General features: G+C 54.1%; 10 protein-coding genes. 7 read left to right on the plus strand and 3 right to left on the minus strand.

Annotated features, from left to right (window positions below; all coding sequences use genetic code 11):
- Positions 1-122: 122 nt before the first annotated feature.
- Both lptG and lptF read right to left on the minus strand, forming a co-directional pair.
- The gene (gene lptG / locus HCX89_RS18940; protein ID WP_028781603.1) at positions 123-1,181 is read right to left on the minus strand and encodes an LPS export ABC transporter permease LptG; all 1,059 of its coding nucleotides are present in this window, start codon (positions 1,179-1,181) and stop codon (positions 123-125) included.
- The gene (lptF, locus tag HCX89_RS18945; protein WP_025011394.1) at positions 1,178-2,290 is read right to left on the minus strand and encodes an LPS export ABC transporter permease LptF; all 1,113 of its coding nucleotides are present in this window, start codon (positions 2,288-2,290) and stop codon (positions 1,178-1,180) included. The genes lptG and lptF overlap by 4 nt, the downstream gene beginning before the upstream one ends.
- Before the next feature lie 238 nt (positions 2,291-2,528).
- On the opposite strand from lptF, the gene pepA reads away from it, so the two are divergent.
- The 3 genes from pepA to HCX89_RS18960 all read left to right on the plus strand — a co-directional run bounded on the left by pepA (position 2,529) and on the right by HCX89_RS18960 (position 6,278).
- The gene (gene pepA / locus HCX89_RS18950) at positions 2,529-4,037 is read left to right on the plus strand and encodes a leucyl aminopeptidase (protein ID WP_028781604.1); all 1,509 of its coding nucleotides are present in this window, start codon (positions 2,529-2,531) and stop codon (positions 4,035-4,037) included.
- 505 nt (positions 4,038-4,542) lie between these two features.
- A complete protein-coding gene (locus HCX89_RS18955) occupies positions 4,543-5,148 on the plus strand; it encodes a TetR/AcrR family transcriptional regulator (RefSeq protein WP_167717046.1) in 606 nt (201 codons plus the stop codon).
- Positions 5,149-5,240: 92 nt separating this feature from the next.
- Complete coding sequence (locus HCX89_RS18960) at positions 5,241-6,278, plus strand: NADP-dependent oxidoreductase (protein WP_167717048.1); 1,038 nt, start codon at positions 5,241-5,243, stop codon at positions 6,276-6,278.
- 154 nt (positions 6,279-6,432) lie between these two features.
- Here HCX89_RS18960 and HCX89_RS18965 read toward each other — a convergent pair whose 3' ends face one another.
- A complete protein-coding gene (locus tag HCX89_RS18965; RefSeq protein ID WP_144168036.1) occupies positions 6,433-7,338 on the minus strand; it encodes a PhzF family isomerase in 906 nt (301 codons plus the stop codon).
- 199 nt (positions 7,339-7,537) lie between these two features.
- On the opposite strand from HCX89_RS18965, the gene HCX89_RS18970 reads away from it, so the two are divergent.
- The 4 genes from HCX89_RS18970 to HCX89_RS18985 all read left to right on the plus strand — a co-directional run bounded on the left by HCX89_RS18970 (position 7,538) and on the right by HCX89_RS18985 (position 13,556).
- On the plus strand, positions 7,538-8,002 hold the full coding sequence (locus HCX89_RS18970; RefSeq protein WP_025889275.1) for a DNA polymerase III subunit chi: 465 nt from the start codon (positions 7,538-7,540) through the stop codon (positions 8,000-8,002).
- A 15-nt stretch (positions 8,003-8,017) separates the two neighbouring features.
- A complete protein-coding gene (locus HCX89_RS18975; protein ID WP_167717050.1) occupies positions 8,018-10,897 on the plus strand; it encodes a valine--tRNA ligase in 2,880 nt (959 codons plus the stop codon).
- A gap of 328 nt (positions 10,898-11,225) precedes the next feature.
- On the plus strand, positions 11,226-12,185 hold the full coding sequence (locus HCX89_RS18980; RefSeq protein ID WP_167717052.1) for a TerC family protein: 960 nt from the start codon (positions 11,226-11,228) through the stop codon (positions 12,183-12,185).
- A 66-nt stretch (positions 12,186-12,251) separates the two neighbouring features.
- Positions 12,252-13,556, plus strand: coding sequence for a pepsin-like aspartic protease (locus HCX89_RS18985; RefSeq protein ID WP_144161668.1), 1,305 nt, complete (start codon positions 12,252-12,254; stop codon positions 13,554-13,556).
- Positions 13,557-13,564: the final 8 nt, after the last annotated feature.

The raw sequence follows: 13,564 nt of genomic DNA on the forward strand, positions 1-13,564 counted from the left end.
GGCAGCTCCGCTTAAGTGAACTACGTTGTGTCACTGACAGGGCTTTTTCATAACGTTAATCAACAAGGGAGGCTTTTAAAGCTGCAGCGGCATTACTCTCAAGCCTTCAATCCTCAGCGTCCTCAGCGGCGGATATAGTAGATAGCCGCGCCGGTAAACAGCACACTCGGCATCATGGCACCCATCAAGGCCGGCAGTTCATAGACTATGCTCATGGGGCCAAAGATCTCATTACAGATATAGAAGGTAAAGCCGGCTATCACCCCGAGTAATACCCTGGCCCCCATTGTGACGGTTCGCAGCGGCCCGAACACAAAAGAGAGCGCCACCAGCATCATCACAGCCACTGTGATGGGTTGCATCACCTTACGCCACAATGCCAACTCATAGCGACTGGCGTCCTGATTATTGTTCTTCAGATAGTCGAGATAACCGACCAAACCACGGATAGACAGGGCATCGGGTTTAACCGACACCACGCTCAGCTTGTCCGGTGTCAAACTGGAGGGCCATCTGTCTTCCTTGAGGTTATCCAGCACCACTTGCTCATTTTTGAACACAGTGCGGCGAACCTCCAATAAACGCCAATATTCCTTGGTATAGATAGCCTGCTCGGCGTGCACCACACTGGCCAGCTTCTGCTCTGAGTCAAACTCATAGAGGGTAATATTGCCAAGACGGGTCACATCCTCAATCTCGCCAATGTTGACGAACAGGTTTCCGTCTCTGGCCCAAATCCCGCGGTGGGACTTAATCAGGTTGCCGCCAGAGATCTTGTTGGTCTTAAGCTCATAGGCCTTCTGCTCCGCCACCGGCGCGCCCCATTCACCCAGTACCATCACCATCAGCATCAAAGGAACCGCCGTCTTCATCGCCGACAGGGTGATCTGCAGCCGCGACATGCCGGAGGCCTGCATCACTATCAGTTCAGAGTTGGAGGCCAGCATGCCCATGCCGATGAGCGCCCCGAGCAGCACGGCCATGGGGAAGAACATCTCCACATCTCTTGGGATCAAAAACAGCACATAGACGGCGGCGTCCATCATGGTGTAGCTGCCCCGGCCCACCAGACGCAGCTGATCGACCCATTTGATGATCCCGGAAAGCCCGGTCAGAATCAGCAGACACAAGGCAGAGGTGCTGAGCAGTACTCTGGCAATATACCAGTCCAGTATCTTCATGCTGCGGCCCCCCGGCGTTTGAACAGGCCGGTTAGGCGAGTGCCCAAAGGTCTGCCCTTACCTATCAGCAAGATGCCCATCACCAATGCCGAGGCATGGATCCACCACATCCCCAGCCAGGCCGGGATAACCTCATCCTGCAGCGCCTTGCGCCCGGCGACCATCAAGCCGAAATAACCAAGATAGAGCAATACCGCCGGGAACACCTTGGCAAATTTGCCCTGGCGCACATTAACCCGCGCCAGTGGCACAGCAATCAGCGTCATCAAGGGGATCGCCAGCGGAATGGCCAGTCGCCAGTGGAATTCGGCCACGGCTTCCGGCCCCGGCGTATTGAGCAGTTCCTTGAAAGGCACGGCAGATAACTTGCGATCCCTCTCATCCACTTCCTGCTCTTTGAGCTGCATCTGATAACCGCCGAACTCAATCACCTGGTAATCCACCCGGTTCGGAGCTCCCTGATAACGCACGCCGTCATCGAGCTTGAGCCGCTGACCACCGGTTGCGTCTTCCACTACCCGGCCACCATGGGCCACTACCAGGTTGGTAACGCCGCTCTCGTCTTCCGCATCGGGAAGCTGGGCTACAAAGACTTTTTCCAGTTCGTTGTCTTTACTGATTTTTTCAACAAAGAGCACAGCCCGGCCATTGGCACTGGTTTGAAAACGTCCCTGAACCAGGGCGGCAAGCCCGGCCTCTGACTGAGCCTTTTCCAAAACCGTGTGCTGTTTGTCCTGCGCCCAAGGCGCGACATAAAGCGCCAGATAACCGGTAAACAGGCTGTTGAGCAACGCCAGGATCAGAGTTACCCGGGTGACATACCATTCGCTGATGCCGACCCCGTGAAAGACCACCATCTCGTTTTCTGCATACATGCGGCCATGGGCGAGCAAGATCCCCAGAAACAGACTCAGGGGCAGGATAAGCACCGCCAGTTCGGGCAGATTGAGGCCTATCAGTGTCATCACCAGGGAAGCGGGAAATTCGCCATCGGAGGCATCGGCCAGGATGCGGACAAATTGCTGGCTGATAAAAATAGCTAACAAGACTGAAAGCACCGCTATTTGTGCCTTCAAAACTTCGCGGATCAAGTATCTAAATACAATCACAGGCTGAATCCGGTATCCAAACTTATCTTTTTGCTGGTGTCAGTGTTACTTTCATGTAGACTGTCTACTTTTGATAGTTTTCTGACCATAACAGGCGGCATTTTGGTTGTTTCAGGCGTATGATTCTTGTCAGCCAAACCAGCCCCCTGCTGCAGGAAATTTTCCGCCTTTGGGCGGCACAAGCAGACATTATCCAATAAATAAAAAAGTTTGTCTTTAAAAGAATCTAGGAGAGCTCATGGAGTTTAGCGTAAAGAGCGGCAGCCCCGAAAAACAGCGCTCGGCCTGCATAGTTGTAGGCGTTTACGAACCCCGTCGCCTGTCCGGCATCGCCGAACAACTGGACAAAATCAGTGAAGGTTACATCAGCAACCTGTTGCGTCGTGGCGATCTGGAAGGTAAGCCCGGGCAGATGTTGCTCCTGCATCATGTACCCAATGTACTGAGTGAGCGGGTTCTGCTGGTAGGTTGCGGAAAAGAACGAGAACTAGACGAGCGCCAATACAAGCAGATCATCACCAAGACGATCAACACCCTCAACGATACCGGCTCAATGGAAGCCGTTTGCTTCCTGACCGAACTGCACGTTAAAGGCCGCGACACTTATTGGAAAGTGCGCCAAGCCGTGGAAACCACCAGCTCTACCCTCTACAGCTTCGATGGACTCAAGACCCGCAAGGGCGAGACCCGCCGCCCGCTGCGCAAACTGGTATTCAATGTCCCCACCCGTCGTGAACTGACGGTCGGCGAGCGCGCCATCGAGCACGGTGTCGGTGTTTCTGCCGGTATGCAGTTGTGCCGCGACGTGGCCAATATGCCACCTAACATCTGTAACCCGGCTTATCTGGCCTCGCAGGCCCGGCAACTGGCCGAAGTGCATGAGAACCTGAAGGTTAGCACTGTCGGTGAAGAGCAGATGGCCAAGCTTGGCATGAACGCCTACCTGGCAGTGGGCCGTGGCAGTGCCAACGAGTCCATCATGACAGTGATGGAATATCAAGGCGCCGTCGACACGACCGCCAAGCCGATAGTGCTTGTGGGTAAGGGTCTGACCTTTGACTCAGGTGGTATCTCGCTCAAGCCGGGCGAAGCCATGGATGAAATGAAATACGACATGGGCGGCGCTGCCGGGGTACTGGGTACCATGAAGGCCATCTGTGAAATGAAGTTGCCTATCAATGTGGTTGGGGTACTGGCCGGCTGTGAAAACATGCCTTCCGGCAACGCCTACCGCCCAGGTGATATTCTCACCACCATGAGCGGCCAAACCGTGGAAGTGCTTAACACAGACGCCGAAGGCCGTCTGGTGCTTTGTGATGTACTCACCTATGTGGAGCGCTTCGACCCTGAACTGGTGGTCGATACCGCCACTCTGACAGGTGCCTGTGTTATCGCGCTGGGTAAACACGCCTCAGGTCTGTTCTCGGCCCATAACCCACTGGCGAGCGAGCTGCTCAATGCCGGTGAGCAGAGCGGTGACCGCGCCTGGCGCCTGCCGATATGGGATGAGTACCAGGAGATGCTGGACAGCCCATTTGCCGATATGACCAACCTGGGCGGACGCCCTGCCGGGTCTATCACAGCGGCCTGTTTCCTGTCGCGCTTTACCAAGAAGTACCACTGGGCTCACCTGGATGTAGCAGGTACAGCCTGGAACAGCGGCGCCAACAAGGGCTCGACCGGTCGTCCGGTTCCTATGCTGGCGCAGTTCCTGCTGAACCGCGCCGGAGTCGAGCAAGGCGAATAAGTGCCTGACTCCCTGCTGAGAAAAAGCGAAGCCCAGTGCTTCGCTTTTTCTTTTTGTGGGGTCATGCCATTGGCTATTTTATAAAGCCAATCTTCCCTTTGTCCTGCTCCTTCCCCGTCTTTTGATTATCGCCCCCGCCTTTTGATTATCGCCGAGAGAGCCGGCGCTTGGGTAAAATGGTATTCATCCACGGCTCAAACCACAGAGCGAAGCCACAGTAAACCGACCTGTTGAAAAGCAGTGGCTCAATACTATCCCCCATAAAACTCGGCTTCAGACAAAGTTTGCACAGCTGGGTTTGCACAGCTGAGTTTGCCAATACAGTTCCAGCCGACATGACTCCGTTTACTTTAACTCTGAACGCTTTAATTCATAGCTTTTCATCCAGTTACTTCCTGTCGCGTTTCCTTTGTCACTTGATACTGCTAACGAGGCTCCATGCAAAACAAGTGCTGTTCAAACAAACCACTAGACGACTGGTCTAATGGTAACTATACTGGCCGTCATGAACACACAGACACAAAGCACACGCCAACACATACTGGACACGGGTTACCAGCTCGTCGTAACCAAAGGCTTTTCCAATGTTGGCCTGTCACAACTGCTGCAACATGCCAAAGTCCCCAAGGGCTCCTTCTACCACTACTTCAAATCCAAGGAGCAGTTCGGTGAAGCCCTGATAAAGGACTATTTCAACGATTATCAGGATAAGCTGCAGGCACTGCTGGGCCATGAGCGCGCTCCGGCGCTGCAGCGGCTGCAAAGCTACTGGCAACTCTGGCTGGACTGCGACGCCGATGTCTGTGGCGCGCAAAAGTGCTTGGTGGTGAAGCTGAGTGCCGAAGTGGCCGATCTCTCTGAGCCGATGCGTATGGCGCTGCTGCAAGGTGCCAAGCGGATCATTGCCACTATTGCCGAATGTATCGAAGCCGGTAACCGGGATGGCTCTGTCAAAGTCGGCAACAGTGACCAGACGGCGCAGCTACTTTACAACCTCTGGCTGGGGGCCAGCCTGATGAGCAAGCTGACTCAGGATAAAAACGCCCTTAATCTGGCAATGCAAACCACTGACAACATACTCGCAGGCAGGCTGGACAACAGCGGCCAATAACAGATACTCCCCGCCACACAGGTGGCGGGATTTTTTTAACCAAAAACTAGACGACCGGTCTAATTAAGCAATAAAAGCCAATGGAGCCTATTATGACTGCCAATCAAAACCCACATCAGCGCATTGTGCTGGCCTCTCGCCCGAGCGGCGCTCCCAATGCAGACAACTTCCGTCTGGAAAGCAGCAGCAAGCCGGTGGCAGGTGACGGCCAGGTGTTGCTGCGCACCATCTATCTGTCGCTGGATCCATACATGCGCGGCCGCATGAGTGATGCAAAATCCTATGCCGAGCCGGTAGCCGTGAACGATATCATGGTCGGCGGTACGGTTTGCCAGGTGGAAGAGTCCCATCATCCGGACTTTGAAGTCGGTGAGTGGGTGCTCGCTTACACTGGCTGGCAAAACTATGCCCTTTCGGACGGTGAAGGGTTGTTGAAACTCGGCAAAGCGCCGGCTGCCCCTTCATACACCCTCGGAGTCATGGGCATGCCGGGTTTCACCGCCTATATGGGACTTCTGGATATTGGCCAGCCCAAAGCGGGAGAAACTCTGGTGGTTGCCGCCGCCACCGGACCGGTTGGCGCTACCGTAGGTCAGATAGGTAAACTCAAGGGCTGTCGGGTCATAGGTATTGCCGGCGGCGCAGAGAAATGTCGCCACGCCAAAGAAGTACTGGGTTTCGATGAGTGTCTGGATCACAAGGCCGAGGACTTCGCCGAGCAGTTGGCCCGAGTCTGCGACCAGGGAATAGACATCTATTTCGAGAACGTCGGCGGCAAGGTATTTGATGCCGTATTGCCCCTGCTGAACACCAGCGCCAGAGTCCCCGTATGTGGTTTGGTGTCTCAATATAACGCTACTGAGTTGCCGGCCGGACCGGATCGCCTGTCACTGCTGATGAGCACCATTCTGGTGAAGCGGATAAAGATGCAGGGCTTTATCATTTTTGACGATTATGGTCACAGATATGAAGAGTTTGCCAAGGATATGGGTGACTGGCTGTCTCAAGGCAAAATTCAATACAAGGAGCAACTTGTCGAAGGGCTGGAGCAGGCCCCACAAGCCTTTATCGGCCTGCTTGAAGGTAAAAACTTCGGCAAGCTGGTGATCAAGGTTGCCGAGCCGCTGTGATAAAAACTAATGGCTGCACCAAGTTGAGTCCTGCGGCCATTCGGTAACCAGCAAAGCAAGACTTGCGGTCCTCTATAAGCATAAACGCCAAGAGGGCCGCTAATTTTGACGGCTTAATTCAGGCTATTCACGCTGTCTTTAACAACGCCTTGGATCAGGCCTCCAGCTTAAGCCTGGTTTCAAAGACAATCCGGGCACGCCCTTTAATTTGAACTTTGTGAACAGTCTCTTTATCGGCAAAGACCCGCACCTGCATATATCCCTTGCGGCCCATCTGTTCGCCCTGAGCGATGGAAAACTCCGAGCCCTGCATGCTGGCAGGCAAGCTGCCGTAGTGAGTCAAATAAGCGCCCAAAGGCCCATTGGCATTACCCGTCACAGGATCTTCTATTATGCCTATGGCAGGTGCAAACATACGCCCTGCAGCCAGCACGCCCTCTTCTTCAGGCTCCAGTGTAAACAGGTAAAAACCATTGCAACCAATTTCCCGACTCAACGCCACCAGCTTGGACTCATCCAAGGCAACCTGCTCGAGCAGCGCTTTACTCTTGAGTGGTACCATCACTTTGGAGTGGCCGGTAGAAACTATCTGTACCGGCAAATCCGTCACCAGGGCCCCTTCAGGCAAGCCGGTACCCAGCAACAATGACTCAACCTGGGCAGCACTCAAGATGGCGCCAAACTCTACCTTTCCCTGAGTCATCAGCACTGAAATATCGCCCTCTTCCTGTGCTATGGTAACCGGTAGCTTTCCTGCTCCCGTCTTTTGAATCACGGTTCCATCTGTGACACCGCGACTTTTGGCATAAACATAGTGGGCCGACACCGTGGCATGGCCACAGATAGGGACCTCTTGAGTGGGAGTAAAAAACCTGACTTCGATATCGTAATCGGCCCCTGGAGTATTAAAAATAAAGGCCGTTTCCGAATTATTTAGCTCTCTGGCGATATTTTGCATCTGCCGCTCATTCAAGCCATCGGCATTGAGCACTACACCGGCGGGATTACCGGCAAACAGCTCAGTGGTAAAGGCATCCACTTGAAAGAGTTGTAACTCCATGATTGACTCCGGAACAAAAGCGTCAAACGAGTATCGACACTTTCCCAGCCCTTGGCAATATAGGTGTAGCTTGTCACCCAATAGCTCAAGAGCCTTATCTGGATGGCGCGGACCATTTCAACCTTTGGCCAAAAGGTGTAAAATCCTCCTCTTATGTCAAATGGCTACCAGTGTTCTGTGCAGGGGTGAGATGCAGGCGATGAGCAAGGCAACTTTTTATCTGCTGCCGAATGCAGCACAGCAACCAAGCGCCGAGCAGTTGCAACTGCTTGCCTGTCAGTTGGCCGGGCAGCATTATGCCAAGGGTGAATGGCTCTATATTCACTGTGAGGATCAGGCTCAGGCCCATGGGATTGACGAGCTGCTGTGGCAGTTTGAGCCCAGTGCTTTTGTGCCCCACAACCTCAAAGGGGAAGGCCCTGCCGCCGGTGCACCGGTTGAAATCGGCTTTGACAGGCTGGGGCCCAATCAACGCCGCCCGATACTGATCAATCTGGCCAATGAAGCCCCGGCGTTTGCGGTAAACTTTGGCAGGATCATAGATTTTGTTGCCGGTGATGAGCAACACAAGGCCCTGGCCAGGGACAGATACCGCCAGTATCGTAATCTGGGAGTCACGCTCAGCACCCAGGATTTGGCAACACAACCACTTAATTTTGTTTGAGAAACGACAGTTCCCATGGAAAAAACATACAATCCGCAGTCTATTGAACAAGCGCTCTACCGTGTATGGGAAGAGAAAGGTTACTTCAAGCCCCACGGTGACGAGTCCCAGGGCAACTATTGCATCATGATCCCGCCGCCGAATGTCACCGGCAGCCTGCATATGGGACACGCCTTCCAGGATACCATTATGGACACCCTGATCCGTTACCAGCGGATGAAAGGCAAGAACACCCTCTGGCAAGTGGGTACCGACCATGCCGGTATCGCCACCCAGATGTTGGTGGAGCGCAAAGTCGCCGCCGAAGAAGGCAAGAGCCGCCACGACCTGGGCCGTGAAGCCTTTATGGACAAAGTATGGGAATGGAAGAACCAGTCCGGTGGCACCATTACCCGCCAGATGCGTCGCCTGGGCGCCTCGGTAGACTGGGACCGCGAGCGTTTCACCATGGACGAAGGCCTGTCGGAAGCCGTGCAGGAAGTGTTTGTTCGCCTCTATGAAGATGATCTCATCTATCGCGGTAAGCGCCTGGTTAACTGGGATCCCAAGCTGCACACTGCGATCTCCGATCTGGAAGTGGAAAACAAGGAAAAGCAGGGCCACATGTGGCATTTCCGCTATCCACTCGCCGATGGCGCCCTGACCGCCGACGGTAAAGACTATCTGATTGTCGCCACCACACGTCCGGAAACCATGCTGGGTGACAGCGCCGTTGCCGTGCACCCTGACGATGAGCGTTATCAATCCCTGATAGGCAAAGAGATCATTCTGCCAATCGTTAACCGCCGTATTCCTGTGGTGGCCGATGACTATGTGGATATGGAGTTCGGTACCGGTTGCGTGAAGATCACCCCGGCCCACGACTTCAACGACTATGAAGTCGGCAAGCGTCACAATCTGCCTATGTTCAACATACTCACCCAGGATGCCGCCATCCGCACTGTGGCCGAAGTGGTGAATGTCGACGGTAGCCTCAACACCGAATTGGACGCCTCTTTGCCAAGCCGTTACGCCGGTATGGACAGATTCAAGGCCCGCGATGCAGTTGTCGCCGAATTCGAGACCCTGGGTCTTTTGGAAAAAATCGAGCCCCACGGCCTGAAAGTGCCTTATGGCGACCGCAGCGGCGTGGTGATTGAGCCGCTGCTGACAGACCAATGGTATGTGTCTGTCAAACCACTGGCCAAGACAGCCATAGAAGCGGTGGAAAACGGCGATATCAAGTTTGTGCCTCAGCAATACGAGAACATGTACTTCTCCTGGATGCGTGACATTCAGGACTGGTGTATTTCACGCCAGCTGTGGTGGGGGCATCGCATTCCGGCCTGGTATGACGACAGCGGCAAGGTCTATGTCGGCCGTAACGAAGCCGAAGTCCGTGCCAAGCACAACTTGGCAAGCGATATTGCTCTGCGTCAGGATGATGATGTACTGGATACCTGGTTCTCCTCTGCCCTGTGGACCTTCTCCACCCTGGGCTGGCCACAGCAAACTCCTGAGCTGAAAACCTTCCACCCCACAGACGTGCTGGTGACAGGTTTCGACATCATCTTCTTCTGGGTAGCCCGGATGATCATGATGACCATGCACTTCATCAAGGATGAAGACGGCACACCTCAGGTGCCTTTCAAGACTGTCTATGTGACCGGGCTTATCCGTGATGAGCAAGGCAACAAGATGTCCAAGTCCAAGGGTAATGTGCTGGATCCTCTGGATATGATCGATGGCATAGATCTCGAATCTCTGGTTGGCAAGCGCACCGGTAACATGATGCAACCGCAGCTGGCCGCCAAGATAGAAAAGAGCACCCGCAAGGAGTTTGCCGACGGCATCGAGGCCCACGGTACCGACGCGCTGCGCTTTACCCTGGCCGCCATGGCATCCACCGGCCGTGACATCAACTGGGACATGAAGCGCCTGGACGGTTACCGCAGTTTCTGTAACAAGCTGTGGAATGCTTCCCGCTATGTACTGATGAATACAGAAGATCAGGATTGCGGCCCCAACTCACCCAACGGCAAGGCCGGCGGTGAGATGCAGCTGTCACTGGCAGATCGCTGGATCACAGGTCTGTTCAACCAAACGGTCAAGACCTTCGAAGAGCATATGGGCGCCTATCGTTTCGACCTGGCCGCCAATACCCTGTACGAATTCACCTGGAACCAGTTCTGTGACTGGTATCTTGAGCTGACCAAGCCTGTGCTGCAAAACGGCTCTGAAGCCGAGCAGCGTGGCACCCGTCATACTCTGGTGACTGTACTCGAGCAACTGTTGCGCCTGATGCACCCATTGATGCCATATATCACTGAAACCATCTGGCACCGTGTCAAACCACTTGCCGGTGTGGAAGGGGAAACCCTGATGCTGGCCGCCTTCCCTGAGTATCAGGCCGACAAAGTCGATACCGAGGCCATGGCCGACTTGGAATGGGTCAAGCAAGTGACTGTTGCCGTGCGCAACATCCGCGCCGAGCTGAACATAGCTCCGTCCAAGCCGCTCAACGCCTTGCTGCGCAGTGTCAGTGCCCGCGACAAGGCCCGTGTAGAAGCCAACCAAACCTTCTTCACTAGCTTGGCCAAGCTGGAAAGCATGACGATTCTGGCCGATGGCGACAACGCGCCCATGTCCACCACCCAACTGGTGGGCGAGATGGAACTGTTGATCCCTATGGCAGGGCTTATCGACGTAGCGGCCGAGATGGCTCGTATCGACAAACAGCTGGACAAGCTGAGTGGCGAAGTGGCCCGCATTGAAGGCAAGCTGTCCAATGAAGGCTTTGTCGCCAAGGCACCGGCAACCGTTATCGACAAAGAGCGCAGCAAGATGGCTGATCTCAAGCGCGATATGGATAAGCTCAAAGAGCAGCAAGCCGAGCTGGCCAAACTGGAAGCCTAACGGTTAACCCAAGAGCGATAAACGTAAGGGCAGTCAATCGACTGCCCTTTTTTCATTCTGTTTGCGCCCTGGGCAGAGGGTTGGCAAGATTAAGATAATTTCATCTGCCAGCGCTGGCTATCGGGGCAACATATTGTTAAATTGGGGAATATTCCAAGGGGAGTAACTTCTCGCCGGCTTGTCGTCATTACGGTGTTTGCGCACCCGGCAACCGGGCAAAGCCACTGAGCTGTGCTTTGTAAGTGAGACCTTGCCGACAGGCAAGATCCGTGCTCCTTCAGCTGGCCTGCCGTCGGTGGCAGGCTTTGTTGTATTTGGAGATAACGAAATGGGTACCTGGTGGTTGTGGAGCGGATTTCTGGTAATAGTACTGGGGATCCTTTGGATAGATCTTAAGTTTGTCGGCGGTGGTCACAGCCATAAAGTCTCGGTCAAAGAGGCGGGGATCTGGACCCTGGTGTGGATAAGCGTCGCCATGCTGTTCAACTTAGGGATCTGGTTCTATCTGAAACAGACCGCAGGTCTCGAAGTCGCCAATCAGCAGGGGCTGGAGTTCCTCACCGCCTATCTCATCGAAAAAGCCCTGGCCGTGGACAATGTATTTGTCTGGTTGATGCTGTTTAGCTATTTCGCCATCCCCGCCGAGCTGCAAAGGCGGGTGCTGCTCTACGGAGTGCTGGGCGCCATAGTCATGCGCGCCGCCATGGTATTTGGCGGTACCTGGCTGATTAATCAGTTCCACTGGGTGTTGTATCTATTCGGGGCCTTTTTGCTGTTTACCGGCGCCAAGATGCTGTTTGCCAAGGAAGATAATGAAACCGATCTCTCCAACAGCAAACTGCTCGGCTGGCTCAGAAAACACCTGAGGGTGGTGAAAAAGCTTCAGGGTGAGCGCTTTGTGGTGCGTCGCCGCGGTATGTTATTTGCCACGCCCCTGTTGCTGGCGCTGATTTTGGTAGAGATCAGCGACATCATCTTCGCGGTGGACAGTATTCCGGCCATCTTCGCGGTCACGACAGATCCCTTTATCGTACTGACCTCCAACATCTTTGCCATCATGGGACTCAGGGCCATGTACTTTCTGCTGGCGGGCGCCGCCGAACGTTTTGTGCTGCTCAAATATGGCCTGGCGCTGATCCTGATGTTTATCGGTACCAAGATGCTTCTGCTGGATATCTATCATCTGCCTATCATGCTGGCACTGGCGGTCATCGCCGCTATCCTGCTGATCAGTGTATTGGGCAGTTTGTGGCTGACTCGGGATAAGGGTAAACAACCACAGGCATAATATCTGTCACTTGTCAGTCGCTCGAAGGGCTTATAATATAACAAAAAATTAACAAACGTTATTCTTATGACCCAGAGAGCGACCCTGGTCAACGGCACTTTGCTGCCACTCAACAACCTGTTGGCAGACGGCGTTTATACCGCTCCTTTCAAACTCGGCAGTGAAGAGTGTGAGGTTAACCTCATCATAGATAGCGGCAGCTCCACCATGGCTGTGCTGCACAGGCGCTATCAGCCTGAACAGGATATGTCACTCAAGCCAACGGCCTTGGCACAGGAGATTTGCTATGGCCAGGGAGGCTGGCTGGGCTCTGTCATTCACACTCAGGTTCAGGCGGCGCAGCTGAAATTAACAGATACGCCACTGGCCTTGGTACACAAGGAAACCCGGCACACATTCCTGGAGGCTGACGGTATCTGGGGACTGGCCTATCACCCCCTCAATCGCAGCTATGATTTGAGCCATTATCTCGCTCTGCAACATCAGCGGCAGAAATACACCTTTCCCTGGCCCTTTGGTGATCAAGCACAAGTGCTTGATCAAAGGCAGCTGCAGCACTTTAAGGCCTTAATCTCGCAGGCACCAGAGCAGGATATTCCCAGTTGCTTTACCCTGATGGAACAACATGGTCTGTGCGCCAACAGGTTTGCCCTACTCTGTCATAGATCCAGTATTCACCATGCCTGTGCCGAAACAAGGCAAGCAAGCTTAAAAGACGACAGTCTCAATCAAGGAATACTGATACTCGGCGGCGGCGAAGAGCAGACCCATCTCTACGATGGCCAATTTATCGATATCAAGGTCGTCCATGACCGCTACTATAACCTCAATCTCAAAGCCGTCGGCTGGCACGGTGAGGATGCCATTCCTCTTCCTCCCACCGACAGCAAGCTGGAACAGAGAGGGTCGAGTAACGCCATTCTGGACTCGGGCGCTTCCCTCATCTGCCTGCCCGAGAGTCTGTTCAAGCGCTTGCTGCAGAGTCTTTACCGTCTTCACCCTGACGCTGCCTCTGTGCTGGAGCCCTTTATCCATGAGCTTTCCAAGGTGCAGCAAATGCTGGCAGAAGGTATCCCCTGCAACCAACTCAAGCTTGAGCAATGGCCGGAGCTGTTGTTTTACCTCGAAGGAGAAAAGGGGGAGACCTGCATACTCACCTGCCCAGCTGACTGTTATTGGCAAACAAATGCCCCCAAGCATGGTCATGCCGTATTCAAACTCATGGGACAACTGCCCCATTGGCCGGCCCAGAGCATTCTGGGGCTTCCGCTGTTCAATCCCTACTATGTAGTGTTCCGTCGCGATCTGGGAGCGAGCGGCACGGTTCGCTTTGCCCGTAAGAAAAATGTTTCCAAGCCGGCAGTCCCCTAAGGAGAGTC

The sequence above is a fragment of the Shewanella sp. Iso12 genome (assembly GCF_012030025.1).
GTDB lineage: Bacteria > Pseudomonadota > Gammaproteobacteria > Enterobacterales > Shewanellaceae > Shewanella > Shewanella algae.

What these genes read in the sequence shown, in the direction of transcription:
- pepA (WP_028781604.1), top strand. Translation starts at nt 2,529, where the DNA reads ATGGAGTTTAGCGTAAAGAGCGGCAGCCCCGAAAAACAGCGCTCGGCC.
- HCX89_RS18960 (WP_167717048.1), top strand. Translation starts at nt 5,241, where the DNA reads ATGACTGCCAATCAAAACCCACATCAGCGCATTGTGCTGGCCTCTCGC.
- HCX89_RS18980 (WP_167717052.1), top strand. Translation starts at nt 11,226, where the DNA reads ATGGGTACCTGGTGGTTGTGGAGCGGATTTCTGGTAATAGTACTGGGG.
- HCX89_RS18985 (WP_144161668.1), top strand. Translation starts at nt 12,252, where the DNA reads ATGACCCAGAGAGCGACCCTGGTCAACGGCACTTTGCTGCCACTCAAC.
- HCX89_RS18970 (WP_025889275.1), top strand. Translation starts at nt 7,538, where the DNA reads ATGAGCAAGGCAACTTTTTATCTGCTGCCGAATGCAGCACAGCAACCA.
- HCX89_RS18965 (WP_144168036.1), bottom strand. Translation starts at nt 7,338, where the DNA reads ATGGAGTTACAACTCTTTCAAGTGGATGCCTTTACCACTGAGCTGTTT.
- HCX89_RS18955 (WP_167717046.1), top strand. Translation starts at nt 4,543, where the DNA reads ATGAACACACAGACACAAAGCACACGCCAACACATACTGGACACGGGT.
- lptG (WP_028781603.1), bottom strand. Translation starts at nt 1,181, where the DNA reads ATGAAGATACTGGACTGGTATATTGCCAGAGTACTGCTCAGCACCTCT.
- HCX89_RS18975 (WP_167717050.1), top strand. Translation starts at nt 8,018, where the DNA reads ATGGAAAAAACATACAATCCGCAGTCTATTGAACAAGCGCTCTACCGT.